The organism is Comamonas humi (assembly GCF_054782535.1).
In genome coordinates this window covers 1-24,584 of record NZ_BAAGSH010000013.1, presented here as the reverse complement: position 1 = coordinate 24,584, position 24,584 = coordinate 1, and the positions used below count along the sequence as shown (strand labels likewise).

The 24,584-nt window shown below is 66.2% G+C and carries 23 protein-coding genes; 22 read left to right on the top strand and 1 reads right to left on the bottom strand.

Annotation, left to right across the window (positions count from 1 at the left end):
* Position 1: 1 nt before the first annotated feature.
* Positions 2-1,600 carry an alkaline phosphatase D family protein gene (locus ACYVKR_RS14215; protein WP_460481571.1) on the bottom strand — a complete coding sequence of 533 codons (1,599 nt, stop codon included), beginning with the start codon at positions 1,598-1,600 and terminating at the stop codon, positions 2-4.
* 213 nt (positions 1,601-1,813) lie between these two features.
* Between ACYVKR_RS14215 and surE the strand changes: the two genes are divergently transcribed.
* From surE to ACYVKR_RS14105, 22 genes are all read left to right on the top strand, one after another.
* Positions 1,814-2,596: a 5'/3'-nucleotidase SurE gene (gene surE, locus ACYVKR_RS14210; protein WP_460481570.1), complete on the top strand. Its 783-nt coding sequence runs from the start codon at positions 1,814-1,816 to the stop codon at positions 2,594-2,596.
* Between the two features lie 47 nt (positions 2,597-2,643).
* Complete coding sequence (locus ACYVKR_RS14205) at positions 2,644-3,396, top strand: protein-L-isoaspartate(D-aspartate) O-methyltransferase (protein WP_460481812.1); 753 nt, start codon at positions 2,644-2,646, stop codon at positions 3,394-3,396.
* Between the two features lie 53 nt (positions 3,397-3,449).
* On the top strand, positions 3,450-4,304 hold the full coding sequence (locus ACYVKR_RS14200; RefSeq protein WP_460481569.1) for a peptidoglycan DD-metalloendopeptidase family protein: 855 nt from the start codon (positions 3,450-3,452) through the stop codon (positions 4,302-4,304).
* Positions 4,304-5,344: an RluA family pseudouridine synthase gene (locus ACYVKR_RS14195; protein WP_460481568.1), complete on the top strand. Its 1,041-nt coding sequence runs from the start codon at positions 4,304-4,306 to the stop codon at positions 5,342-5,344. Before ACYVKR_RS14200 ends, ACYVKR_RS14195 begins: the two co-directional genes overlap by 1 nt.
* A gap of 148 nt (positions 5,345-5,492) precedes the next feature.
* Positions 5,493-6,209 (top strand): SMC-Scp complex subunit ScpB, encoded by a 717-nt coding sequence (scpB, locus tag ACYVKR_RS14190; protein ID WP_460481567.1) that lies wholly within the window; start codon positions 5,493-5,495, stop codon positions 6,207-6,209.
* On the top strand, positions 6,206-7,762 hold the full coding sequence (locus ACYVKR_RS14185; protein WP_460481566.1) for a pseudouridine synthase: 1,557 nt from the start codon (positions 6,206-6,208) through the stop codon (positions 7,760-7,762). The genes scpB and ACYVKR_RS14185 overlap by 4 nt, the downstream gene beginning before the upstream one ends.
* A 102-nt stretch (positions 7,763-7,864) precedes the next feature.
* Positions 7,865-8,290, top strand: coding sequence for a nucleoside-diphosphate kinase (ndk, locus tag ACYVKR_RS14180; RefSeq protein ID WP_460481565.1), 426 nt, complete (start codon positions 7,865-7,867; stop codon positions 8,288-8,290).
* 61 nt (positions 8,291-8,351) lie between these two features.
* A complete protein-coding gene (gene rlmN, locus ACYVKR_RS14175; RefSeq protein WP_460481564.1) occupies positions 8,352-9,476 on the top strand; it encodes a 23S rRNA (adenine(2503)-C(2))-methyltransferase RlmN in 1,125 nt (374 codons plus the stop codon).
* Positions 9,477-9,553: 77 nt separating this feature from the next.
* A complete protein-coding gene (pilW, locus tag ACYVKR_RS14170) occupies positions 9,554-10,336 on the top strand; it encodes a type IV pilus biogenesis/stability protein PilW (protein WP_460481563.1) in 783 nt (260 codons plus the stop codon).
* Positions 10,333-11,208 (top strand): helix-turn-helix domain-containing protein, encoded by an 876-nt coding sequence (locus ACYVKR_RS14165; protein WP_460481562.1) that lies wholly within the window; start codon positions 10,333-10,335, stop codon positions 11,206-11,208. Before pilW ends, ACYVKR_RS14165 begins: the two co-directional genes overlap by 4 nt.
* 38 nt (positions 11,209-11,246) lie before the next feature.
* Positions 11,247-12,485, top strand: coding sequence for a flavodoxin/ferredoxin-dependent (E)-4-hydroxy-3-methylbut-2-enyl-diphosphate synthase (gene ispG / locus ACYVKR_RS14160; RefSeq protein WP_460481811.1), 1,239 nt, complete (start codon positions 11,247-11,249; stop codon positions 12,483-12,485).
* 123 nt (positions 12,486-12,608) lie between these two features.
* Positions 12,609-13,898: a histidine--tRNA ligase gene (hisS, locus tag ACYVKR_RS14155; protein ID WP_460481810.1), complete on the top strand. Its 1,290-nt coding sequence runs from the start codon at positions 12,609-12,611 to the stop codon at positions 13,896-13,898.
* A gap of 29 nt (positions 13,899-13,927) precedes the next feature.
* A complete protein-coding gene (locus ACYVKR_RS14150) occupies positions 13,928-14,572 on the top strand; it encodes a YfgM family protein (protein WP_460481561.1) in 645 nt (214 codons plus the stop codon).
* A gap of 71 nt (positions 14,573-14,643) precedes the next feature.
* On the top strand, positions 14,644-15,756 hold the full coding sequence (bamB, locus tag ACYVKR_RS14145; protein ID WP_460481560.1) for a PQQ-binding-like beta-propeller repeat protein: 1,113 nt from the start codon (positions 14,644-14,646) through the stop codon (positions 15,754-15,756).
* A gap of 90 nt (positions 15,757-15,846) precedes the next feature.
* Positions 15,847-17,190, top strand: coding sequence for a ribosome biogenesis GTPase Der (gene der / locus ACYVKR_RS14140; protein WP_460481559.1), 1,344 nt, complete (start codon positions 15,847-15,849; stop codon positions 17,188-17,190).
* Between the two features lie 127 nt (positions 17,191-17,317).
* Complete coding sequence (hfq, locus tag ACYVKR_RS14135; RefSeq protein ID WP_460481558.1) at positions 17,318-17,569, top strand: RNA chaperone Hfq; 252 nt, start codon at positions 17,318-17,320, stop codon at positions 17,567-17,569.
* 57 nt (positions 17,570-17,626) lie between these two features.
* Positions 17,627-18,808, top strand: coding sequence for a GTPase HflX (hflX, locus tag ACYVKR_RS14130; RefSeq protein WP_460481557.1), 1,182 nt, complete (start codon positions 17,627-17,629; stop codon positions 18,806-18,808).
* Between the two features lie 63 nt (positions 18,809-18,871).
* Positions 18,872-20,242 (top strand): FtsH protease activity modulator HflK, encoded by a 1,371-nt coding sequence (gene hflK, locus ACYVKR_RS14125; RefSeq protein ID WP_460481556.1) that lies wholly within the window; start codon positions 18,872-18,874, stop codon positions 20,240-20,242.
* 9 nt (positions 20,243-20,251) lie between these two features.
* Entirely contained in the window at positions 20,252-21,139 is an 888-nt protein-coding gene (gene hflC, locus ACYVKR_RS14120; RefSeq protein ID WP_460481555.1) for a protease modulator HflC, read from the top strand.
* 143 nt (positions 21,140-21,282) lie between these two features.
* A complete protein-coding gene (locus tag ACYVKR_RS14115) occupies positions 21,283-22,431 on the top strand; it encodes an ATP phosphoribosyltransferase regulatory subunit (protein ID WP_460481554.1) in 1,149 nt (382 codons plus the stop codon).
* A gap of 29 nt (positions 22,432-22,460) precedes the next feature.
* A complete protein-coding gene (locus tag ACYVKR_RS14110) occupies positions 22,461-23,834 on the top strand; it encodes an adenylosuccinate synthetase (RefSeq protein ID WP_460481553.1) in 1,374 nt (457 codons plus the stop codon).
* Positions 23,835-23,879: 45 nt separating this feature from the next.
* Positions 23,880-24,404, top strand: a complete 525-nt coding sequence (locus ACYVKR_RS14105) for a phosphoribosyltransferase (protein ID WP_460481552.1) — start codon at positions 23,880-23,882, stop codon at positions 24,402-24,404.
* Positions 24,405-24,584 lie beyond the last annotated feature (180 nt).

The window sequence follows — 24,584 nt, the reverse complement described above, 5'->3', positions numbered from 1 at the left end:
TTCAAAGGCGCACCGGTCCGGCCTGGCGGTCGGCCACGGCGAAGCTGGCCTGGGTGTGGATGCCGCTGTGCGGGTTCAGCGGGTCGTCGACGGCGCGCAGGTGCGTGGTCCATTGCTGCGGCGTGATGTCGCACAGGCCGTAGCCGCGCTCTTCGCAGCGCGCGAACAGCACCTGCGGGTTGTGGCGCACGATGGCGTCCACCCGGGCCTGCGTGGTGCCCGAGCGCGAGGTGATCGAGGTGCCGCAGAACTCGCTGGCCAGCACCGGCGTGTCGTTGCCGATCTGGCCCGAGGCATCGGGCGCGTGGACGCGGCAGACATAGTTCTGGTGGATGTCGCCGCCCAGCAGCACGGTGTTGCGCGGCGCCGCCTGCTGCAGCGCCTGCAGCAGCCGGCTGCGCGCGGCGGGGTAGCCGTCCCAGCTGTCGGTGGACTGCTTGCCGTTGGCAAAGCGGCGCGGCGCGAACAGGGTTTGTTGGCAAATCACGTTCCAGCGCAGATCTGGATTGCGCGAGGTGCTATTGTTATGGAAGCATTCGTGCAGCCAGCGCTCCTGCTCCAGGCCCAGGAAGCTGCGCTTGCCCTGTGCCAGGTCGGCGCAGTCGGCCGGCAGCACCGAGCCGTTGCTTTTCTCGCCGGCGCTGCGGCAGGCCTGGATGTCGCGGTACTGGCGCGCATCCAGCACCAGCAGGTCGGCCAACTGGCCCCAGGGCTGGCGGCGGTAGACCTGCGGCGCGGCCAGGCCGCGGGCCAGCGTGCTGGCGCGCAGCGGCATGTTCTCGTAGAAGGCCTGCCAGGCCGCGAGCCGCTTGCGCAGGAAAGCCTCGCCATTGCCCACGCCGGCCTCGCCCGCATAGTCGTTCTCGACCTCGTGGTCGTCCCAGGTGACGATCCACGGGCAGTGGGCATGCATGGCCTGCAGATGCGCATCGCTCTTGTGCAGCGCATAGCGGTCGCGGTAGTCCTGCAGCGTGTGCGGGTAGGGCAGGGGCTGGGTGCGGGCCAGGCCGTCCGGCTTGGGCGGCGTGGCGTATTCGTAGATGTAGTCGCCCAGGAAGAGCACCAGCTCGGGGTCTTCGCGCAGCGCGTGCTGCCAGGCGGTGTAGTAGCCGTGCTCCCAGCGCTGGCACGAGGCGAACACCAGCCGCAGCCGCTCGGGCCGGCTGCCGGGCGCTGGCGCGGTGCAGGTGCGGCCCACCGCGCTGGTCTCGCCATCGGCCAGAAAGCGGTAGTGGTACCAGCGCCCCGGCGGCAGGCCGTGCAGCTCCACATGCACGCTGTGGCCCCAGCCCGGATCGGCCACGGTCTCGCCGCTTTGCACGATGCGGCGGAACTGCGCGTCGTCGGCCAGCTCCCAGCGCACGGCCTGCGGGCCCAGCAGCGGGCGGCGCGGGCCGGGCATCAGCCGTGTCCACAGCACCATGCCGTCGGGTGCGGGATCGCCGCTGGCCACGCCCAGGCCGAACAGCTGCTCGGTCACCGGCCACGGGGTGGCGGGCAGGGGCTGGCCGAGGCTGCCGCGCGCCGCGAGCAGGGCGGCCGCGCCGCCGGTCCATTGCAGCCACTGGCGGCGGCGGAGGTTCCATAAATCAGCGTGCATGGGCTGGCATGGTACGCGGGTGGCCGGTGCAGCGAGATGTAAACGTCGGTGTCTGCGCGTGCCGGGGCGCCTCCTGCGGCGCCGCAAAAGATGGCTTGGCGATCAATGGCTTACCATGGCGCGCTGCCTCGAAGAATTGGTGGTGCGGCTGCCACAGCCGCACCGGGCCTGCCGCAAAGCCCCCCTACAATGCGGGCAAACCTCCCTCCTTTCATGAAGATACTTCTCAGTAACGACGATGGCTACCAGGCCTCCGGCATCGTGGCGCTGCACAAAGCGTTGCAGGCGGTGGCCGATGTGGAGGTTGTTGCGCCCGAGCACAACAACAGCGCCAAGTCCAACGCGCTGACGCTGAATGCACCGCTGTATGTGCACCAGGCGGCGAATGGCTTTCGCTACGTCAACGGCACCCCGGCGGACTGCGTGCACATCGCGCTCACCGGCCTGCTGGGCTACCGGCCCGACCTGGTGATCTCGGGCATCAACAACGGCGCTAACATGGGGGATGACACCATCTATTCGGGCACCGTGGGCGCCGCGATGGAGGGCTACCTGTTCGGCGTGCCGGCCATCGCGTTCTCGCAGATCGACAAGGGCTGGGCCGAGATCGAATCGGCCGCGCAGTACGCCGCCACGCTGGTGCGCCAGTTCGCCCAGGGCGGCCTGGTGGGTGAGGCGCCGTGGCTGCTCAACGTGAACATCCCCAACCTGCCGCTGGCGCAGATCAAGCCGTTCAAGCTGTGCCGCCTGGGGCGCCGGCATTCGGCCGAGAAGGTCATCACGCAGCTCAGCCCGCGCGGCGAAACCATGTACTGGATCGGCAACGCCGGCGGCGTGAAGGACGACGCCGAGGGCACGGACTTCCACGCCACCGCGCAGGGCCATGTATCGATCACCCCGCTGCAGGTGGACCTGACCGACCACCAGAACCTGGCCTACTGGAGCCAGACGGCCGCCCTGCTGCGCCAGGTGGATGCGCAGGAGGCCGGGGCGTGAGCGTGCGCAAGCCGGGCTTTCCTGCCCAGGGCGCGCTGCCACCCAGCATGCGGGCGGCATCATCCGCAGTGCACCGCGAATGGGCGCGGGTGCCGGCCGAGCTGGCGCCGGTGCCGATGGCGATCAAGAGCACCGTGGGCGCGGCCGGCCAGGTCGACCTGTCGGCTATGCGCCAGCGCATGGTGCAGCGCCTGGCCGCGGCCGGCATCGAGCATGTGCGCGTGCTGCAGGCCATGAATTCGGTCAACCGCCACCACTTCGTGGACAGCGCGCTGGGCAACCAGGCCTACGAGGACACCAGCCTGCCGATCGGCCTGGGCCAGACTATCTCCAAGCCCAGCATCGTGGCGCGCATGTGCGAGCTGCTGCTCGATTCGCCGGCCGGCAAGGCGGGCCTGGGCCGCATCCTCGAGGTGGGCACCGGCTGCGGCTACCAGGCCGCGGTGCTGAGCCTGCTGGCCAAGGAGGTGTACACCATCGAGCGCCTTCGCGCGTTGCACGAAAAGGCGCGCGTGAACTTGAGGCCGCTGCGCCTGTCGAATGTGCACCTGATCCTGGGCGACGGGATGCAGGGCTTTGCGCAGGGCGCACCGTATGCGGGCATCATCGCCGCGGCCGGCGGGGATGCCATCCCCCAGGCCTGGTGTGAACAATTGTCCATAGGCGGCCGCCTCGTGGCGCCGGTGCTGGGCTCCCACGGGAGGCAGGTGCTGGTGGTGGTGGACCGCACGGCGCAAGGTCTGCAGCAGACCGTGCTGGAGCAGGTTCACTTTGTGCCTCTAAAATCGGGGATTGGTTGAGGTTTACCCGTACTGGCGAAACAGTGCGGGGGACCCTGAAAAAGGATGGAGTTATGTTGGATTCGCGAGGTCTTTTAACCTGGGGAGCTGGTGTGTTGGTGGCTGCGGTGCTGGCCGGCTGTGGCAGCACGTCGCTCAACCGCGCTCCCGTGGAAGACCGTGGGTCGTCCGTGGGGCAGAACGGCAGCACAGCGACTGCCCCCACCACGCCGCCGAAGGTGGACCCGGCCACGCTGCCGGGCGCCGAGAACGCCGGCAAGCCCGGCTACTACACCGTCAAACCCGGCGAGACGCTGATGCGCATCGCCACCGACCATGGCCAGAACTGGCGCGACATCGCCCGCTGGAGCAACCTCGAGAACCCGAACGTGATCGAGGTGGGCCAGGTGCTGCGCGTGGTGCCGCCGGCTGGCTCGGCCCCGCCGCCTGCCGCGGTGGCAACCGCGCCGGCAGCGCCTGCCGTGACCGGCTCGGCCGCCACCGCGCCGGCGCCCAGCACCCCGGCGCCGAGTGCGCCCGAGACACCGGCGTCCGCATCGGACAACCTGGGCTTCATCTGGCCTTCGCCCGGCAGCCTGATCGCCGGCTTCGACGAGTCGCGCAACAAGGGCCTGGACATCGCCGGCAAGGCGGGCGATCCGGTGGTCGCGGCGGCCGACGGCCGGGTGATCTATGCCGGCGCGGGCCTGCGCGGCTACGGCAACCTGATCCTGATCAAGCACAACAACACCTTCCTGACGGCCTACGCCCACAACCAGGCGCTGCTGGTCAAGGACGACCAGGTGGTGCGCAAGGGCCAGAAGATCGCCGAGATGGGCAGCTCCGACGCCGACCGCGTGAAACTGCACTTCGAGATCCGCCGCCAGGGCAAGCCGGTGGACCCGGCACGCTACCTGCCTTCGCGCTGATGCCATCCCCAACCCCTGAGCCGATGCAGCCTGGCTGCATCGGCCTTGTCGTTTCTGAGGACGCCGAGGACACCCAGGCGGACCTGAGCGCGCAGGACATCGAGACGCGGCAGGTGGTGGCCGCGGCCGAGGCGCATGGCCTGCGGCTGGACAAGGCGCTGGCGCTGTGGGTGCCGGAGTTCTCGCGCAGCTACCTGCAGCAGTTGCTGGAGCAGGGCGCGGTCGCCGTCAACGGCGCCCGCAAGCTCAAGGCCAGCACCAAGGTGCGCGCGGGCGACGCGGTGCTGGTGGAGCTGGTGCCCACCCAGCAGAGCCAGGCCTTTCTGCCGCAGGCCATGGCGCTCGATATCGTCTACCAGGACGAGCACCTGCTGGTCGTGAACAAGCCGGCCGGCCTGGTAGTGCACCCGGCGCCCGGCAACTGGAGCGGCACGCTGCTCAACGGCCTGCTGGCTCACGACCCGCAGGCCGCAACGCTGCCGCGCGCGGGCATCGTGCATCGGCTCGACAAGGACACCAGCGGCCTGATGGTGGTGGCGCGCCAGCGCGGCACCATGGACGCGCTGGTCAAGCTGATCGCCGCCCGCGAGGTGCACCGCAACTACCTAGCGCTGGCCCACGGCGCCTGGCATGGCGCGAGTCCGCGCACAGTGGAGCTGCCTATAGGGCGCGACCCGAAGAACCGCCTGCGCATGGCGGCGGTCGATCTGAACCTGAACCCCGGCAAGCCCGCGCGCACCGACATCCGCCTGCTGGTGAACGGCGGGCAGGGCGACGCGAAGGGCTGCCTGGTGCATTGCAGCCTGCACACCGGGCGCACCCACCAGATCCGCGTGCACATGGCGGCGCTGCGCCACCCGCTGGTGGCCGACGAACTCTACGGCGGCGCACCGGCGGCCGGCATGCGGCGCCAGGCGTTGCATGCGACCCGGCTGGCCTTCGTGCACCCGGTGACGGGCCGCGACATGGAGTTCCACGCGCCGCTGCCGCCGGACATAGCCGCAGCCCTGCGCGAATGGGGCATCAGCTATAATCCGTAGCCATTGGCCCCCGAGCCGGCCGCGTGTCCAGCTTTCTTGGCGCGGCCTCCATTCTCCGCAAGCCCGATAGCGGCTGCCCACTAGACTGAAATCCTTGCACTGCAGCTCCTGCGCCTTTTGCGGACAGGGGCTCGGTGGGATTTGAACCATGCAGACGATAGAAGCCAAAAGGGTTTTGGAAACCGCATTGATCTGTGCGTCGCAGCCCGTGACGGTGCGTGAGTTGCGCACGCTGTTCGCGGACGAGTTGGGCTCGGATACCGTGAAGGTTCTGTTGCAGGAGCTGCAGCTGGAGTGGACGCACCGGGGCGTGGAGCTGGTGCAGGTGGCCTCGGGCTGGCGCTTTCAGAGCCGGCCGGAGATGCGCGAGTTCCTCGACCGCCTGCACCCCGAGAAGCCGCCCAAGTACACGCGGGCAACGCTGGAGACGCTGGCCATCATCGCCTACCGCCAGCCGGTGACGCGGGGGGACATCGAGGATATCCGTGGCGTCACGGTCAACAGCCTGACCATCAAGCAGCTGGAGGACCGGGGCTGGGTCGAGGTGATCGGCTACCGCGAGACGGTGGGGCGTCCGGCGCTGCTGGCCACCACGCGCCAGTTCCTGGATGACCTGGGCCTGCAGTCGCTGGACCAGTTGCCCGAGATGGGCGGCGACGCGCAGCAGTCCGATATCTTCGAAACGCTGCAACTCGATGGCGCTGCGCCAGAGGATGCAAAAAACATAGCTGCTGGCGCTGATGCAGTAAGCGCTGAAGGCCAAAATGACATGAACGAAGGGGGGCCGCTGGCCCTCCCGCTGGAGCAGGGCGGCGCAGAGGCGTCCGACCTGGCCGAGACAGAAAACACCACAGATCCAACATGAACGACCAAGACATGCAAGAGGCCTCGCCAGAAGGCGTTGCGAACGCCGCCAGCCCCGCCGATGCGCCGGCCGCCAAGAAGCCCGCCAAGCGTGCGCCTGCCCGCAAGCGCGTGCGCGCCGAAACGCAGCCGCCCGAGGGCGATGCGGCACCGGCCGAGCCGATGCCAGCGCCCGAGGTCGAGGCTGCGCAGTCCGAGGCCATGCCCGCGGTTTCCGAATTCGAAGCAAGTGAGGCAGGCGAGACTGCCGAGCAGCCCGCACGCCCCCGCCGCGATGGCGAGCAGCGCGTGAGCCGCTACCCGGCGCGTGCCCGGCGCTTCCGCGACCGCGATCCGGCCCGCCCGCGCGATGCCGAGGGTATGGATGGGGAGGCTGCCGCTGCACCGGGGCAGGAGCCCCAGCGCGAGCGTGGCGGACGCCGTCGCGCCGACGACCAGGATGGCTACGGCTTCGAGGATGTGGTATCCGGCGTGCTCGATGCGGCCGAAGAGCAGGACCTGGCCCTGCCGAAGAAGCGCGTGCTGCTGCCGCAGGTGGAGACGCCCAAGCTGCACAAGGTGCTGGCGCAGGCCGGCATGGGCTCGCGCCTGGAGATGGAGCAGCTGATCCTGGAAGGGCGCATCTCGGTCAACAACGAGCCCGCGCACATCGGCCAGCGCATCCAGTACGGCGACAAGATCCGCGTCAATGGCAAGCCCATCCATTTCCGCATCGATCCGCCGCCGGCGCGCGTCATTGCCTACCACAAGCCCGTGGGCGAAGTGGTGACGCACGACGATCCGCAGAACCGGCCCACGGTGTTCCGCAAGCTGCCGCGCCTGGCCCATGGCAAGTGGCAGTCCATCGGCCGCCTGGACCTGAACACCGAAGGCCTGCTGCTGTTCACCAGCTCGGGCGAGCTGGCCAACAACCTGATGCACCCGCGCTTCGGTCTGGAGCGCGAATATGCGGTGCGCGTGCTGGGCGCGCTGAGCACCGAGGAAAAGCAATTGCTGCTGTCCGGCGTCAACCTCGAGGACGGCGTGGCGAGCTTCGGCTCCATCGACGATGGCGGTGGCGAAGGCGCCAACTGCTGGTACCGCGTCACCATCTCGGAAGGCCGCAACCGCGAAGTGCGCCGCATGTTCGAGTCGGTGGGCCATGCCGTGAGCCGATTGATCCGCATCCGCTATGGCGCCATGGTGCTGCCGCGCGGCCTCAAGCGCGGAGCCTGGCTGGAGCTGGACCAGCGCGACATCGAGGCGCTGTCGGCGGCCGCCGGCATGAATCCGCGCCAGCCGCGTGGTCCGCAGGACCGCCGCGGCGGTGGCGGGGGCAACAACTTTGGCCGGCCGGCGCGCAACATGGGCGGCAATGCCGGTGGCGGCGGCAAGGGCCGTGGCGCATCCGGCGGGCGTTCGCGCGCCGAGCCGGGCAGCAGCCAGCCCGATCCGATGAAGACCTCGCTGGGCTACATCGGCCAGGACAGCCTGACGCGCCAGCGCCAGGCGCAACGCCAAGGGCAGCGCAAGGGTGGTGGCGGAGGCGGTGGCTTTCGCCGCGGTGGCCGTTAACCTCGGCAGCCGCTAAGTCCCGGCTTCACGCCGGGGTCACCCAGGCAAAGTACAATCAAAGGTTTGCTTGATTCGCAAAATTCACTGAAAAGGAAATCAAAAATGGCTATCGAACGCACCCTCTCCATCATCAAGCCCGACGCAGTCGCCAAGAATGTGATCGGCCAGATCTACGCCCGTTTTGAAGCTGCCGGCCTGAAGGTCGTGGCTGCCAAGATGGCCCACCTGTCGCGCCTGGAAGCCGAGCAGTTCTACGCTGTGCACGCTGCCCGCCCCTTCTTCAAGGACCTGGTGGACTTCATGATCTCCGGCCCCGTGATGATCCAGGCCCTGGAAGGCGAGAACGCCATTCTGAAGAACCGCGAACTGATGGGCGCCACCGACCCGAAGAAGGCTGACAAGGGCACCATCCGCGCCGACTTCGCCGACAGCATCGACGCCAACGCCGTGCACGGCTCCGACGCCGCTGAAACCGCAGCTGTGGAAGTGGCTTTCTTCTTCCCCGGCATGAACGTCTACTCGCGTTAATCCCCTCCGTTCCCCGCGGCGCGTGCCGTGGGGAACCTGTTTCAAAGGCCCGACGACTCCCATGACCACCAACTTGCTCGACCTGGACTTGGCTGGTTTGACCGCTTTCTGCGAGCGGCTGGGGGAGAAGCGTTTCCGGGCCACACAGCTTTTCCGCTGGATCCACCAGCGCGGCGCTTCGGACTTCGACCAGATGAGCGATCTGGCCAAGTCGCTGCGCGAAAAACTCAAACACGATTGCCATGTCACGGCCCTGCCGGTGGTCTCGGAGCATGTGTCTTCCGACGGCACCGTCAAATGGCTGTTCGACGTGGGTGACGGCAATGCCGTCGAAACCGTATTCATTCCCGAGTCCGACCGGGGCACGCTGTGCGTGTCGTCCCAGGCGGGCTGCGCGGTGGGCTGCCGTTTCTGCTCCACCGGCCACCAGGGTTTCAGCCGCAACCTGTCCACCGGCGAGATCATCGCCCAGCTCTGGTATGCCGAGCATGCGCTGCGCAAGCGCCTCGGCACCGACCAGCGCGTGATCACCAACGTGGTGATGATGGGCATGGGCGAGCCGCTGCAGAACTACTCGGCCCTGGTGCCCGCGCTGCGCACCATGCTGGACGACCATGGCTACGGCCTGTCGCGGCGCCGGCTCACGGTGTCCACCTCCGGCGTGGTGCCGATGATGGACCGCCTGTCGCAGGACAGCCCCGTGGCGCTGGCGGTGTCGCTGCATGCGCCCAACGATGCCCTGCGCGACGGCCTGGTGCCGCTGAACAAGAAATACCCGCTCGATGAGCTGATGCAGGCCTGCAAGCGCTACCTGGAATTTGCGCCGCGCGACTTCATCACCTTCGAGTACTGCATGCTCGACGGCGTGAACGACCAGCCCGCGCATGCCCAGGAATTGATAGCGCTGGTGCGCGCGCACGCAGGCCGCGACGGCGCCTGGTGCAAGTTCAACCTGATTCCGTTCAACCCTTTCCCGGCCTCCGGTCTGTTACGATCCCCCGCGGCGCGCGTGACGGAGTTCGCGCGCATCTTGTCCGACGCGGGCATCGTCACGACCGTGCGCAAGACGCGCGGCGATGACATCGATGCGGCATGCGGGCAACTGGCGGGCGATGTCAAGGATCGCACCCGCGTCGCCGAGCGGATGGCGCGTGCGCGCGTGATCCCCCTGGCCCAGTTGCCCTGACGGCGCGGGTCCACACACCGATGAGGGGAGGCAGCATGGCACGGGTATCGGGCACATACTCGCGAGCGGGGCGCGGCATGGCATATGCCGTGGCATTGGCCGCCGTGCTGGCCACCCAGCTCGCCGGCTGCGCCGCACCTGCCAGGCGGGACGATGCCGAGACCGCGGGGGTCTCTGCCGACGAAACCGATCTGCACCGCCGCGCACGCATCCGCCTGGAACTGGCCGCGAGCTATTTCCAGTCCGGCAAGCCCACCATTGCGCTCGATGAGATCAAGCAGGTGCTGCTCATCGATCCGTCGAACGGCGATGCGCACAATATGCGCGGGCTGATCTACATGCAGCTGGGCGATGCCGACAGCGCCGACGAGAGCTTCCGCCGGGCACTGGCGCTCAAGCCCGCCGACGCCAACGTCATGCACAACTACGGCTGGCTGCTGTGCCAGGAAAAGAAGTTCGATGCGGCCGACCAGCAGTTCGGCCAGGCCTTGGTGCAACGGCATTACTACCAGCAGGGCAAGACCCTGATGGCCCAGGGCCTGTGCTATGCGGCGGCGGGCAAGCCGCAGCAGGCCGAGACGGCCTTGTTCAAATCCTACGAATACGACGCGGGCAATCCGGTCGTGTCGTACAACCTGGCCAAGCTGCTGCACCAGCGCGGCGATCAAAAACGGGCGCAGTTCTACATTCGGCGCCTTAATAACAGCGAATTGGCCAACTCGGAGTCCCTGTACCTGGGCATCCAGGTGGAACGCGCGCTGGGCGACCGGATGGCCATGCGCCAGCTGGCCGGCCAGCTGCAGAAGCGCTTTCCCGACTCCAAGGAGTGGGCACGGTATGCAAACGGAGGCGAGACTTGATTCAACCCGATGGCGTTGAAAATGCCGGCAGCGATGCTGCCGAGGCAGCGGTGGACCAGGGCAGTTCGGCGGGCGCCATGCTGCGCGCGGCGCGCGAGGCCTACGGCGTGCAGCTCGCGGCGCTGGCTGCGAGCCTGAAAGTGGCTCCTGCCAAGCTGGAGGCGCTGGAGCGCGACGACTGGGCGGCCTTGCCCGATATCGTGTTCGCCCGCGGCCTGGCGTCTGCCGCCTGCCGCGCACTGGGACTCGAGGCCGCGCCCATCCTGGCCAAGCTGCCACAAAGCCGGGTCCAGTCGCTGATGGCGGCCAAGCAGCCGCTGCAGGCCAAGATGCCGCAGTCTCGTGTGGCCCGGCTCGATACCTCGGCATCGCGGCCCACCTGGTACTGGCTGGGTCTGGTCGGCGTGCTGTTGCTGGCTGCCGTGCTGGCGCTTTTCTATCCCCAGTTGCAGGATTGGTGGAGCGCGCACACCGTAGCGGCTGCATCCGAGCCGGTAGCGCCCGAGGCTACGGCGCCTGTGGCGCCTGCCCCGGTGGCGGTCGTGCCGGCCGATGGCGCGGCCACGCCCGCTGCTACCGCAGCGCCCCAGGATCTGGCGCTGACCACGGCGCTGGCCCCGGCGCCGGCGGCGGCCCCGCTCAAGGTTCGCGTCACGCAGGACACCTGGGTGCAGGTCAAGGAAATCAAGGGCAAGGTGGTCTTCGAGAAGACCCTGAAGGCCGGGCAGGAGCAGGAAATCACTGGTACGCCGCCCTGGCGCGTTGTGATCGGCAATGCCAAGGGTGGTGTCGAGGTGCAGGTGCATGGCGAGCCGCTGGATCTGGCTGCCATCGTCGGCAAGGGCACCATTGCACGTTTCGAGGTGAAGTAGCAGTGCAGCAAGCAAGCAGCAATCAGGCTCCGGTGGCGATGGCCGCCCCCGCGCCGCACACGACCCGCCAGGCGCGGGTGGTCTGGGGCGACCGCGTCGTCACGGTGGGCGGCGATGCGCCGGTGCGCATCCAGTCGATGACCAACACCGACACCGTCGATGCCATCGAGACGGCGATCCAGGTGCGGGAGCTGGCCCAGGCGGGCTCGGAGATGGTGCGCATCACCGTCAACACGCCCGAGGCCGCGCAGGCCGTGCCCTACATCCGTGAGCAGCTCGACCGCATGGGCGAGAACGTGCCGCTGGTGGGCGACTTTCACTACAACGGCCACCGCCTGCTGACCGAGTTTCCCGACTGCGCGCAGGCGCTGTCCAAGTACCGCATCAACCCCGGCAACGTGGGCAAGGGCGACAAGAAGGACAAGCAGTTCGGCCAGATGATCGAGGCCGCCATCCGCTGGGACAAGGCCGTGCGCATCGGCGTGAACTGGGGCAGTTTGGACCAAGAACTGCTGGCCGCGCTGATGGACGAGAACACGCGCCGCGCCGCGCCCTGGGACCCGCGCCAGGTGATGTACGAGGCGCTGATCGCGTCGGCCGTGTCGTCTGCGCAGCGTGCCGAGGAGATGGGGCTGTCGGGCAACCAGATCATCCTGTCGTGCAAGGTCAGCGGCGTGCAGGACCTGATCTCGGTCTACCGCGGCCTGGCCGCGCGCTGCGACTATGCGCTGCACCTGGGGCTGACCGAGGCCGGCATGGCCACCAAGGGCACGGTGGCGTCGGCCGCCGCGCTGGCCGTGCTGCTGCAGGAGGGCATTGGCGACACCATCCGCGTATCGCTCACGCCGCAGCCCGGCGAGGCGCGCACGCAAGAGGTCGTGGTGGCCAGCGAAATCCTGCAGGCCCTGGGCATGCGCTCGTTCGTGCCCAGTGTCACCGCCTGCCCCGGCTGCGGCCGCACCACCAGCACCACTTTCCAGGAACTGGCCAAGCAGATCGACGACCACCTGCGTTCGCAGATGCCGGTGTGGCGCGTGAAGTACCCCGGCGTGGAGCGCATGAAGGTCGCGGTGATGGGCTGCATCGTCAATGGCCCCGGCGAGAGCAAGCATGCCGACATCGGCATCAGCCTGCCGGGCACCGGTGAATCCCCGGCGGCGCCGGTGTTCATCGACGGCGAGAAGGCCCTGACGCTGCGCGGCGAGCACATCGCCCAGGAATTCCACCAGATCGTGGAAAACTATGTGGAGCGCCGTTTCGGCGGCAAGCAGATCTGATAAAAACCATAGCTGCTGGCGCTTGTGTAGTAAGCGCTGGAGGCTGATTTGATTCAAAAAACTATTGTGACCAGTTCTCCGACTTCCGCGGCCAAACCCGCCAAGCTCACTGCCGTCAAGGGCATGAACGACATCCTCCCGGCATCGGTGCCGCGCACCGAGAAGCTGCCCACCGCGGCGCGCTGGCAGTGGTTCGAGGCGGCGGTGCGCAAGGTGCTGGCCAGCTACGGCTACCAGTACCTGCTCACGCCCATCGTCGAGCCGACGGCGCTGTTCGTGCGCGGCCTGGGCGAGGTGACCGACATCGTCGAGAAGGAGATGTACTCCTTCACCGACTCGATGAACGGCGACCGGCTCACGCTGCGGCCCGAGGCCACTGCCGGCATCGTGCGCGCCATGGTCGAGCACAACGCGCTCTACAACGGCCCGCTGCGGGTGTGGACGCACGGCCCGATGTTCCGCCACGAGCGCCCGCAGAAGGGCCGCTACCGCCAGTTCCACCAGCTCGACGTGGAAGCGCTGGGCTTTGCCGGCCCCGACGTGGACGCCGAGATGATCCTCGTGGCGCGCGCGCTGTGGCGCGAGCTGGGCCTGGTCGAGGGCCAGCATGTGCGGCTCGAGCTCAACAGCCTGGGCCAGCCGGCCGAGCGCCGCGAGCACCGCGAGGCGCTGATCCGCTACTTCGAGCAGCACGCCGACCAGCTCGACGAAGACGCCCGCCGCCGCCTGCACAGCAACCCGCTGCGCATCCTCGACAGCAAGAACCCCGCCATGCAGGCGCTGATCGAGCAGGCGCCGCAGCTGATGGACTTCCTCGGCGCAGAATCGCGCGCGCACTTCGATGCGGTGCGCTCGGTGCTGGACGCCGTGGGCCTGGCCTACCGCATCAACCCGCGCCTGGTGCGCGGCATGGACTACTACAACCTCACGGTGTTCGAGTGGGTCACGGACCAGCTCGGCTCGCAGGGCACGGTCTGCGGCGGCGGCCGCTACGACGGCCTGATCGAGCAGCTCGGCGGCAAGAGCGCGCCGGCCGTGGGCTTCGGCCTGGGCATCGAGCGCCTGCTGCTGCTGGCGCAGGAGCTGGAGCTGCCCATGCCGTCGGCCGAACCCGATGCCTACGCCGTGGTGCCGCCGGGCACGCCGCTGGCGCCCGTCATCACCTTGCTGGAGGCGCTGCGCGCCCGGGGGCTGCGCGTGGTGCAGCATGCGGGCGGCGCCGAGGGTGCGGGCAGCATGAAGTCACAATTCAAAAAGGCCGACGCCAGCGGCGCAAGGTATGCTCTGGTGTTTGGCGCCGACGAGCTGGCGCGCAACGCCGTCACCGTCAAGCAGCTGCGCGACGGCGCAGGCGCGCAGTCCGAGCGTGCGCTCGACGCGGTGGCGCAATGGGCAGCCGAGCTGCAGTCGTGATCGTTTAATACCTTAGAAGAAATCAAGCTATGGCCAGTCATCTCGATTTGGAAGAACAGGAACAGCTAGACCAGCTCAAGCATTTCTGGAACAAGTGGGGCAACCTGATCACCTCGGTGCTGGTGATCGTGCTCGGCGGCTTTGCGGTGTGGAACGGCTACCAGTACTGGCAGAACCGCCAGGCGGGGCAGTCCTCGGCGCTGGTCACGGCGGTCGAGTCGGCGGTCAACGCCGGCGACAAGGCCCGCATCGACCAGGCCTTCTCCGACCTGCGCGGCAACTACGGCGGCACCATCCAGGCCGCGCAGGCCGGCCTGCTGGTCGCCAAGGCCGCCAGCGACAAGGGCAATGCCGACGACGCCAAGAGCGCGCTGACCTGGGTGGCCGAGAATGCCTCCGACGATGGCCTGAAGGCCGTGGCGCGGCTGCGCCTGGCGGCGCTGCTGATGGACGGCAAGGCCTATGACGAGGCACTCAAGCAGCTCGAGCAGAAGATGCCCACCGAGTTCGATGCGCTGGTGGCCGACCGCAAGGGCGACATCTACCTGCTGAAGAACGAGCCGCAGAAGGCCATCGAGTCCTACCGCACCGCCTACCAGAAGGCGGAGCCGGGCCAGGAATACCGCAATGTGGTCAGTGTGAAGCTGAACGCATTGGGTGAAGACGTGAAGTGAAAAGGCGCGAGCACATGATGGACAGCACATCAATCCAGGCTTCCCGCACGGCGGCAGCCTTCAGGCGGACCATGACGGCCGCTGCCATGGCGAGTCTCGTGGCGGCATTGGCCGGCTGCTCGCTGTTTTCGTCCGACACCCGCAAGCCGGCGCAGCTCGAACCCAATGTGGCGCTGCTGGATGTCAAGCAGGCCTGGCAGCGCCCGGTGGCCAAGGCCAACCCCACGCTGGTGCTGAACGTGACGGGCAACACCGTCACCGCCGGCTCGGCCGACGGGCAGCTCGCCGCGTTCAATGCCGACACCGGCGCCGAGCTGTGGCGCGCGAGCGTGGGCCAGCGCCTGGCCGCGGGCGTGGGCAGCGACGGCGAATGGGCCGCCGTGGTCACCGACGGTGGCTACCTGGTGGCGCTGAAGGGCGGCCGCGAAGCCTGGCGCAAGCGCCTGGCCAGCCGTGTCTACACCGCGCCGCTGGTGGCCGGCAAGCGCGTCTTCGTGCTGTCTGCCGACCGCTCGATCTCCGCCTACGACGCCGCCTCCGGCGAGCCGCTGTGGGCGCAAGCCAAGACCGGCGATGCGCTGGTGCTGCGCGAGAGCGGCGTGCTGACCGCCTACCAGGACACCCTGGTCGCCGGCGTGTCCGGCCGCTTCATGGCGGTGGACCCGAACAGCGGCAGCGTGCGCTGGGAAGTGCCAATCGCCAGCGCCCGCGGCACCAACGACGTGGAGCGCCTGGTGGAGCTGGTCGGCGGCGTGTCGCGCGTGGGCAGCAGCTTCTGCTCGCGCGCCTACCAGATGGCTGTCGGCTGCGTGGACATGGACTCGGCGCGCCTGCAGTGGACCGTCAAGTCCGAAGGCATCCACGGCATCGGCGGCAACGCGGACGTGGTGGTGGGTGCCGACGCCAACGGCGTGATCACCGCCTGGCGCCGCGATACCGGCAGCGTGCAGTGGACCAGCAACCGGCTGCGCTACCGCAAGCTGAGCCAGCCGCTGGTGCTGGGCCGATCGGTGGTCTTCGGCGACGAGACCGGCACGGTCCACATGCTGGCCGTGAAGGACGGCTCGCCGCTCAACCGCTTCGGCACCGACAGCTCCGGCATCTCCGTCGCGCCGGTGGTCGCCGGCAACACGCTGGTGGTACAGACCAACAACGGCGCGGTATACGGCTTCAAGCCGGAATAGAGATTTTTGAATGAAATTGGCTGCTAGCGCTTATGTATCAAGCGCGAGCAGCTATATTTTTTGATAGTCCATAGATAGGACTGACCCGTGATGAAACCTGTGATTGCCCTGGTGGGGCGGCCCAACGTGGGCAAATCCACGCTCTTCAACCGCCTGACCAAGTCGCGCGATGCGATCGTGGCCGACTATGCCGGGCTGACGCGTGACCGCCACTATGGCCAGGGCCGGCAAGGGCGGCGCGAGTACATCGTGATCGACACCGGCGGCTTCGAGCCCGATGCGGGCAGCGGCATCTTCAAGGAGATGGCCAAGCAGACGCAGCAGGCCGTGGCCGAGGCCGATGTGGTCGTGTTCGTCGTCGATGCGCGCCTGGGCCTGTCCGCCCAGGACCACGACATCGCCAACTATCTGCGCCGCCTGGGCAAGCCCTGCCTGCTCATCGCCAACAAGGCCGAGGGCATGAAGGACGGAGCGCAACTGGCCGAGTTCTACGAGCTGGGCCTGGGCGAGGTGCAGCCGGTGTCCGCGGCGCACGGGCAGGGCGTTCGCGGCATCGTGGACATGGCGCTGGGCCTGCTGCCCCCGCCCCCCGAGGAAGACGACGAACCCGAGGTCGAAACCGGTGCGATCCGCCTGGCGGTGGCCGGGCGGCCGAACGTCGGCAAGTCCACGATGATCAACACCTGGTTGGGCGAAGAGCGCCTGATCGCCTTCGACCTGGCTGGCACCACGCGCGATGCGATCTCGGTGCCGTTCGAGAAGAACGGCGAGCGCTTCGAACTGATCGACACGGCCGGTCTGCGGCGCAAGGGCAAGGTGTTCGAGGCGATCGAGAAATTCTCGGTGGTCAAGACCCTGCAGGCCATCGAGTCCGCGAACGTGGTCGTGCTGCTGCTGGATGCGACCCAGGGCGTGACCGACCAGGACGCGCACATCGCGGGCTTCATCCTGGAAAGCGGCCGCGCGGTGGTCATCGGCATCAACAAGTGGGATGCGCTGGACGACTACGGCCGCCAGATGCTGGAGCGCTCGATCGAGCTGAGGCTGTCGTTCCTGAAGTTCGCGCCGCTGCACTTCATCTCCGCCAAGAAGCGCCAGGGCCTGGGCCCGCTGTGGAACTCCATCGTGCAGGCCCACAAGGCGGCCACCTGCAAGATGCCCACGCCGGTGCTCACGCGCCTGCTGCTCGAAGCAGTGCAGTACCAGACGCCGAAGAAGGTCGGCGCCTACCGCCCCAAGCTGCGCTATGCGCACCAGGGCGGCATGAACCCGCCGGTCATCGTGGTCCACGGCAACTCACTGGAGCATGTGACCGATGCGTACAAGCGCTTCCTGGAAGGGCGCTTCCGCAAGGAATTCAACCTGGTGGGCACGCCGCTGCGCATCGAGTTCAAGACCTCGCACAACCCGTACGCCGACAAAGACGATAGCTGATGGCCTGCGTGGCACAGGCCTGTCACCAGAAATTTACCGGATTAAAGCCCTTTGGAAATCCGATGGCAGTTGCCTGTGGTAAGGTGACGATTTACAACAACTACCTCTAGAACACGGAGAAAATATCGTGAGCAACAAAGGCCAACTTTTGCAAGATCCCTTCCTGAACGCGCTGCGCCGCGAGCATGTGCCGGTGTCCATTTACTTGGTCAATGGCATCAAGCTGCAAGGCCAGATCGAGTCGTTTGACCAGTACGTGGTGCTGCTGCGCAACACCGTGACGCAAATGGTCTACAAGCACGCGATCTCGACCATCGTCCCAGGACGTGCGGTGAACTTCTCCACCGCTGACAATTCCGACGCCGACGCGTCGGCCTGAACCTACTAAGCTCAGACGTGCGAACAGACGTGCATCGCACCTCTGGATCGCAATAAATTGACGCTTCAACAAGTAAACAACGACAAGAAATCCACCCCGGTCATCCTGATTGGGGTGGATTTTGGTTTTCCGCACTTCGATTCCGAGCTGGAAGAGCTGGGCATGCTGGCTGAAACGGCCGGTTTGCGGCCTGTGGCCCGGCTCACCTGCAAGCGCAAGGTGCCCGATGCGGCGCTGTTCGTAGGCAGCGGCAAGGCCGATGAAATCCGCCTGCTGGCCCAGACCTTCGGCGCCCAGGAGGTGCTGTTCGACCAGGCGCTGAGCCCGGCGCAGCAGCGCAACCTGGAGCGCCACCTGCAGATGCCGGTCAACGATCGCACGCTGCTCATCCTGGAAATCTTCGGCCAGCGCGCGCGCAGCCACGAGGGCAAGCTGCAGGTCGAGCTGGCGCGCCTGCAATACCTGAGCACGCGCCTGGTGCGCCGCTGGTCACATTTGGAGCGCCAGCGCGGCGGCATCGGCACGCGTGGCGGTCCGGGCGAGACGCAGATCGAGCTGGACCGGCGCATGATCAACGATGCGATCAAGCGCACCAAGGACCGGCTGTCCAAGGTCAAGAAGCAGCGCGCCACCCAGCGGCGCCAACGCGAGCGGCGCGACACCTTCAATGTCTCGCTCGTGGGCTATACCAACGCCGGCAAGTCCACGCTGTTCAACGCGCTGGTCAAGGCGCGGGCCTATGCGGCCGACCAACTCTTCGCCACGCTCGATACGACCACCCGCCAGATGTACCTGGAGGGCGCGGGCGCATCGGTCTCGCTGTCGGATACCGTGGGCTTCATCCGCGACTTGCCGCACGGCCTGGTCAGCGCCTTCGAGGCGACCCTGCAGGAGGCCGTGGATGCCGATCTGCTGCTGCATGTGGTGGACGCATCGAACGAAGGCTGGCGCGAGCAGATCCAGCAGGTGCAGAAGGTGCTGCGCGAAATCGGCGCCGATGGCATCGACCAGGTCTTGATATTCAACAAGCTGGATGCAATTGAAGCAGAGCGGCAGCCGCTGCTGTTGGCGGATACTTTCGAGATGGATGGGGTGCAGATACCGCGGTTCTACGTCAGCGCGGGCAAGGGCCTGGGGCTGGACGCCGTGCGTGCGCACCTGACCCAGGTCGTGCTGCAGTCCAACGAGCGTGCCATGCCCCCTCAGGGTGAGGATGAATTACGCGGTCTTCAGCTGTAGTTTGCCAAAATAGCCTGCTTGATACCGATCACTTCTTTCTCTCAGTAGATTGAGACACCAGTAATGAAATTTCAGCTTCGTTTTCCTCGATGGGCTCCGCTGGGGCAAGGCATGCGCGGGATGTTCAATCTGAACGATCCGCGCTGGGGGCGTGGCGACGAAGGGAAAAACGATGGCCAGGGGCAACAAGGCCCTGGCGCGGAGTCTCCGCGCCCGCCATCCCCGTCGCCCACTCCGGCAGACCAGCGTCCCCGCCGCCCGGGCGGTGCCAATACGCCAGACCTGGATGAGCTGTGGCAGGACTTCAACAAGAAGCTCGGCGGCCTGTTTGGCGGCGGAGGCGGCCGCTCCCCGTCGGGTGGTGGCCAGCCGCCGGACTTCAAGGGCGCAGGCCTGGGCGTGGCCATGGTGGCCGGCGTAGCGGTGCTGATCTGGCTGGGTACCGGCCTGTTCATCGTGCAGGAAGGCCAGCAGGCGGTGATCACGCAGTTCGGCAAGTACAACAAGACCGTGGGTGCGGGCATCAACTGGCGGCTGCCGTATCCGATCCAGCGCCATGAATTGGTGTATGTGTCGCAGATACGTTCTGCCGATGTCGGCCGCGACAGCATCGTCAAGAGCACTGGTTTGCGCGAGTCGGCCATGCTTACCGAAGATGAAAACATCGTGGAGATCAAGCTCGCGGTGCAGTACCGCCTGAGCGACGCGCGGGCCTGGCTGTTCGAGAGCAAGCGTCCTGAGGACACAGTGATCCAGGTGGCCGAGACCGCGGTGCGCGAAGTCGTCGGCAAGATGAAGATGGATGCAGCGCTGGCCGACGAGCGCGACCAGATTGCGCCCCGAGTGCGTACCCTGATGCAGACCATCCTCGACCGCTACAAGATCGGTGTGGAGATCGTCGGCGTCAATCTGCAGCAGGGCGGCGTGCGTCCGCCCGAGCAAGTGCAGGCTTCGTTCGACGACGTGCTCAAGGCCGGCCAGGAGCGCGAGAAAGCAAAGAACGATGCCGAGGCCTATGCCAACGAGGTGATTCCCCGCGCCAAGGGCACGGCTTCTCGCCTGATGGAGGAAGCCTCTGCCTACAAGGAGCGCATCGTTGCACAGGCGCAGGGTGATGCGCAGCGCTTCTCGTCGGTCTATGCTGAATACCAGAAGGCACCCACGGTCACGCGGGATCGCATGTACATCGAGACCATGCAGCAGGTCTACAGCAGCGTCACCAAGGTCATGGTGGACTCCAAGCAGGGATCGAATCTGCTGTACCTGCCGCTGGACAAGATCATGCAGCAGTCGGGGAATACTGCTGCCCCGGCGGGGAGCGATGCTGCCCCGTCCAGCGCCGGCAACGGGGCGGCTGCAGCCACTGCGCCCGCACCCTCGTATGAATCCCGGGCCCGGGATACGGCCCGTTCCCGTGACCGTGAGTCTCGCTAGGAGTTGCTTGTGAATCGATTGGGTTTTATCGCATCCACCGTTCTGGTGTTGCTGGCGTTGGCGAGTTCCATGCTGTTCGTGGTGGACCAGCGCCAGTTCGGCGTGGTCTATGCCATGGGGCAGATCAAGGACGTCATCACCGAGCCGGGGCTGAACTTCAAGCTGCCGCCGCCGCTGCAGAACGTTTCGTACATCGACAAGCGCCTGCTCACGCTGGACAGCACCGACACCGAGTCCATGCTCACGGCCGAGAAGCAGCGTGTGGTGATCGACTGGTATGTGCGCTGGCGCATCACCGATCCGTCGGAATACATCCGCAACGTGGGCGTGAGCGAAAGCGCTGGCGCCACCCAGCTCAACCGCGTGGTGCGCAATGCCTTCCAGGAAGAGGTGAACCGCCGCACGGTGCAGGACCTCATCTCTGTCAAGCGCGAGCAGCTGATGGCCGATGTGAAGCGCGAAGTGCTGGATTCGGTAAAGGGCAGCAAGCCCTGGGGCATCGATATCGTCGACGTGCGCATCACGCGGGTCGACTATGTGGAAGCCATCACGGAATCGGTCTACCGCCGCATGGAAGCCGAACGCAAACGCGTTGCGAACGAGCTGCGTTCCACGGGCGCCGCCGTGGGCGAGAAGATCCGCGCCGATGCCGACCGCCAGCGCGAAGTCACGGTCGCCAATGCGTACCGCGATGCGCAGGCCCTCAAGGGTCAGGGCGATGCGGAAGCGGCACGCGTCTATGCCGAGGCTTTTGGCAAGGACCCGCAGTTCGCGCAGTTCTACCGCAGCCTGGAGGCCTACAAGGCCAGCTTCCACAAGAAGAGCGACATCATGGTGGTGGATCCCGCATCCTCCGAATTCTTCAAGGCCTATAGGGGGTCGGGCTCCAAGCCTTGATAGGTAAGGATTTGCCTGGGGCCGCATGGTGCAAGCCATGCGGCTTTTTTACGGGTGTCCCAGCCTTGGCTTTTGGTCGAGTGGGAGCCGGGGGCAAGCTCTGCTTGTAGAATCGCGTTTTTAACAGCCTCACATTCCTTCACATGTCTGCCTGGATCCTTCCGGATCACATTGCCGATGTGCTGCCGTCCGAAGCGCGCCACATCGAAGAATTGCGGCGAGGATTGCTGGATGCAGCATGTAGTTACGGCTACGAGCTCGTCATGCCACCCCTGGTGGAGCATCTCGACTCCCTGCTTTCCGGCTCTGGTGAGGCGCTGGACCTGCTCACCTTCAAGCTGGTGGACCAGCTCTCCGGCCGTACCCTGGGTATCCGTCCCGACACCACGCAGCAGGTCGCGCGCATAGACGCCCACCTGCTCAATCGCCGTGGAGTCACCCGCCTGTGCTACTGCGGCCCGGTGCTGCATGCCCGCCCTGACAGGCCGCATGCGACGCGCGAGCAGCTGCAATTCGGCGCCGAAATCTACGGCCATAGCGGCATCGACGCAGAGATCGAGTCCATCATGCTGGCCACCGAATGCCTGCGTGTGGCGCGTTTGGGAGACTTCAGCGTGGATCTTGCTGATGTGCGCATCGTGCGCCATCTGCTGGCCGGCGTGCCGGTGGATCTGCCCGTGCTGCGGCGCGTCCATGCGGCGCTGGCCGTCAAGGACTCGGCAGAGCTGAATGCCGTGACCCAGGGATTCCCGGCGGCTGCTCGCGATGGCTTGCTGGCCTTGCTGGATCTGTACGGCGACATCGCCGTGCTGGACGAGGCCGAGAAGCGCTTCTCCGGCATTGCCGGCATGGCGCCGGTGATCGCGGATTTGCGCCGTCTGGCGCAATCCATCGATGCCTCGGCCATTACTTTCGATCTGGCTGATTTGCGGGGCTATTCGTACTACAGCGGCATGCGCTTTGCCGTCTATGCCGAAGGCGTGACCGACGCCCTGGTGCGCGGCGGGCGCTACGACGAAGTCGGAGCCTCGTTCGGGCGCAGTCGTCCGGCGGTGGGCTTCAGCCTGGACCTGAAGCAACTGGTCCCGGTGGTACAGCCGCGCCCGCTCAAGGCTGCCATACGAGCGCCCTGGCTCGATCGTGACGATCTGCGCCTGGCCATCGCAGGCCTGCGCCAGTCGGGCGAAACCGTGGTCTGCGCACTGCCGGGCCATGATGATGAAGTCGATGAATTCAGCTGTGATCGTGAGCTTGCCGAAGTGGCGGGCCAGTGGGTCGTGCAAGCCATTTAACGGTAATTAGTACTTGGATTGGGATTGAGATGAAAGCTACCAAAGGTCGCAATGTTGTCGTCGTGGGTACCCAGTGGGGTGACGAAGGCAAGGGCAAGCTGGTGGACTGGCTGACCGAGCGCGCCCAAGGCGTGGTGCGCTTCCAGGGCGGCCACAATGCCGGCCATACCTTGGTGATCAATGGCGTCAAGACCGCGCTGCACCTGATTCCCAGCGGCATCATGCGTGCTGGCGTCAAGTGCTTCATCGGCAACGGCGTGGTGCTGTCGGCGGCCAAGCTGTTCGAGGAGATCCAGGGGCTGGAAAAGGCCGGCGTCGAAGTCCGTTCGCGCCTGCGCGTGAGCGAAGCCTGCCCGCTGATCCTGCCTTTCCATGCGGCGCTGGATCTGGCACGCGAAGCCGCGCGCGAGAACAGCGGTGTCGAGAAGATCGGCACCACGGGCCGTGGCATCGGCCCCGCCTACGAGGACAAGATCGCCCGTCGCGCCCTGCGCGTGCAGGATCTGAAGGATCCCCAGCGCTTTGCCACCAAGCTGCGCGAGCTGCTGGCCCTGCACAATCATGTGCTCAAGACCTTCCTGGGATCGGACAAGCTGGCTTTCGGTGCGGCACTCGATCCCTATATCAAGAACGGTGAAGTGCAGTTCGATCCGGTCTATGAAGAGGCCATGCGCCACGCGGAGCTGCTGAAGCCCATGATGGCCGATGTCTCCAAGGAGCTGAATGAGCTGCATGCCGCTGGCGACAATCTTCTGTTCGAAGGCGCGCAAGGCACTTTGCTGGACGTGGACCATGGCACCTATCCCTATGTGACCTCCAGTAACTGTGTCGCAGGCAATGCGGCTGCCGGCTCTGGCGTGGGCCCCGGCATGCTGCACTACGTCCTGGGCATCACCAAGGCGTATTGCACCCGTGTGGGTGGCGGTCCGTTCCCCACCGAACTGGATTGGGAGAAGGAGGGTACGCCTGGCTACCACATGAGTACCGTGGGAGCCGAGAAGGGCGTGACCACCGGTCGCAGCCGCCGTTGTGGCTGGTTCGATGCCGCCTTGCTCAAGCGTTCTGCGCAGGTCAATGGCCTATCCGGCCTGTGCATCACCAAGCTGGATGTGCTGGACGGCTTGCAGGAACTCAAGCTGTGCATCGGTTATGAGCTTGATGGCGAGACGATCGATTTGTTGCCCATGGGGGCCGACGAGATCGCCCGCTGCACGCCCATCTATGAAAGCATGCCCGGCTGGACCGACTCCACGGTGGGTGTGGTGGACTACGCCAAGCTGCCGCAGGCTGCACGCAACTATCTGGAGCGTATCGCAGAAGTCACTGGTGTTCCGGTGGCGATCATCTCGACCAGCCCGGATCGGGATCACACGATCCTGATGCAGGATCCCTACCAGGCTTGATCGATAGACACCTTGAACCCTTTCTGCTGAAAGAAGGACCTTTTTATGCTGACTGAAGACGGCAAGCACCTGTACGTAAGCTACGACGAATACCATGGCCTGATCGAAAAACTGGCGATCAAGATCCACCAGTCCGGCTGGGAGTTCGACACCATCCTATGCCTGGCTCGTGGAGGGATGCGTCCCGGCGATATCCTGAGCCGCATCTTCGACAAGCCGCTTGCCATCATGTCCACCAGCTCCTACCGCGCGGAAGCTGGTACCCAGCAGGGGCATCTCGATATCGCTCGTTTCATCACCACCCCAAAGGGCGAAATCGCAGGCCGCGTGCTGCTGGTGGACGACCTGGCTGACTCCGGTCATACCTTGAACGCCGTCATCCAGATGCTCAAGTCCAACTACGCACCTATCACCGAGTTGCGCAGTGCTGTGCTGTGGACCAAGGGCATCTCCAAGTTCACCCCCGACTATTCGGTGGAGTTCCTGGCCACCAACCCCTGGATCCACCAGCCGTTCGAAGGCTACGACACTCTGCGCCCTGCCAGTCTGATGGAGAAGTGGAAGATTTGATCGGCCCCTGCGGTTGGTTGTGACAAAAAAGCGCCTGGACTGCGGTCCAGGCGCTTTTTTGTTGTTATGCGATCTTGGAAGAGGGCTTGGCAGTCTTTCTGCAAGTTTTTTCGCGGAACTTGCGTGGTGCTCAAAATTGTGTGTAGAATAGCGGTCTTCGCAGCACAGAACCTCTCTGGT

Excerpts from the sequence above, each read along its gene's own strand:
- scpB (WP_460481567.1), top strand. The coding sequence starts at position 5,493 with ATGCAGACGATAGAAGCCAAAAGGGTTTTGGAAACCGCATTGATCTGT.
- bamB (WP_460481560.1), top strand. The coding sequence starts at position 14,644 with ATGACGGCCGCTGCCATGGCGAGTCTCGTGGCGGCATTGGCCGGCTGC.
- hflK (WP_460481556.1), top strand. The coding sequence starts at position 18,872 with ATGAAATTTCAGCTTCGTTTTCCTCGATGGGCTCCGCTGGGGCAAGGC.
- ACYVKR_RS14195 (WP_460481568.1), top strand. The coding sequence starts at position 4,304 with ATGCCATCCCCAACCCCTGAGCCGATGCAGCCTGGCTGCATCGGCCTT.
- surE (WP_460481570.1), top strand. The coding sequence starts at position 1,814 with ATGAAGATACTTCTCAGTAACGACGATGGCTACCAGGCCTCCGGCATC.
- ACYVKR_RS14185 (WP_460481566.1), top strand. The coding sequence starts at position 6,206 with ATGAACGACCAAGACATGCAAGAGGCCTCGCCAGAAGGCGTTGCGAAC.
- ACYVKR_RS14105 (WP_460481552.1), top strand. The coding sequence starts at position 23,880 with ATGCTGACTGAAGACGGCAAGCACCTGTACGTAAGCTACGACGAATAC.
- ispG (WP_460481811.1), top strand. The coding sequence starts at position 11,247 with ATGGCCGCCCCCGCGCCGCACACGACCCGCCAGGCGCGGGTGGTCTGG.
- ACYVKR_RS14205 (WP_460481812.1), top strand. The coding sequence starts at position 2,644 with ATGCGGGCGGCATCATCCGCAGTGCACCGCGAATGGGCGCGGGTGCCG.
- der (WP_460481559.1), top strand. The coding sequence starts at position 15,847 with ATGAAACCTGTGATTGCCCTGGTGGGGCGGCCCAACGTGGGCAAATCC.
- ACYVKR_RS14115 (WP_460481554.1), top strand. The coding sequence starts at position 21,283 with ATGTCTGCCTGGATCCTTCCGGATCACATTGCCGATGTGCTGCCGTCC.
- ACYVKR_RS14150 (WP_460481561.1), top strand. The coding sequence starts at position 13,928 with ATGGCCAGTCATCTCGATTTGGAAGAACAGGAACAGCTAGACCAGCTC.
- rlmN (WP_460481564.1), top strand. The coding sequence starts at position 8,352 with ATGACCACCAACTTGCTCGACCTGGACTTGGCTGGTTTGACCGCTTTC.
- ACYVKR_RS14110 (WP_460481553.1), top strand. The coding sequence starts at position 22,461 with ATGAAAGCTACCAAAGGTCGCAATGTTGTCGTCGTGGGTACCCAGTGG.
- ACYVKR_RS14215 (WP_460481571.1), bottom strand. The coding sequence starts at position 1,600 with ATGCACGCTGATTTATGGAACCTCCGCCGCCGCCAGTGGCTGCAATGG.
- hisS (WP_460481810.1), top strand. The coding sequence starts at position 12,609 with ATGAACGACATCCTCCCGGCATCGGTGCCGCGCACCGAGAAGCTGCCC.
- ACYVKR_RS14200 (WP_460481569.1), top strand. The coding sequence starts at position 3,450 with ATGTTGGATTCGCGAGGTCTTTTAACCTGGGGAGCTGGTGTGTTGGTG.
- pilW (WP_460481563.1), top strand. The coding sequence starts at position 9,554 with ATGGCATATGCCGTGGCATTGGCCGCCGTGCTGGCCACCCAGCTCGCC.
- ndk (WP_460481565.1), top strand. The coding sequence starts at position 7,865 with ATGGCTATCGAACGCACCCTCTCCATCATCAAGCCCGACGCAGTCGCC.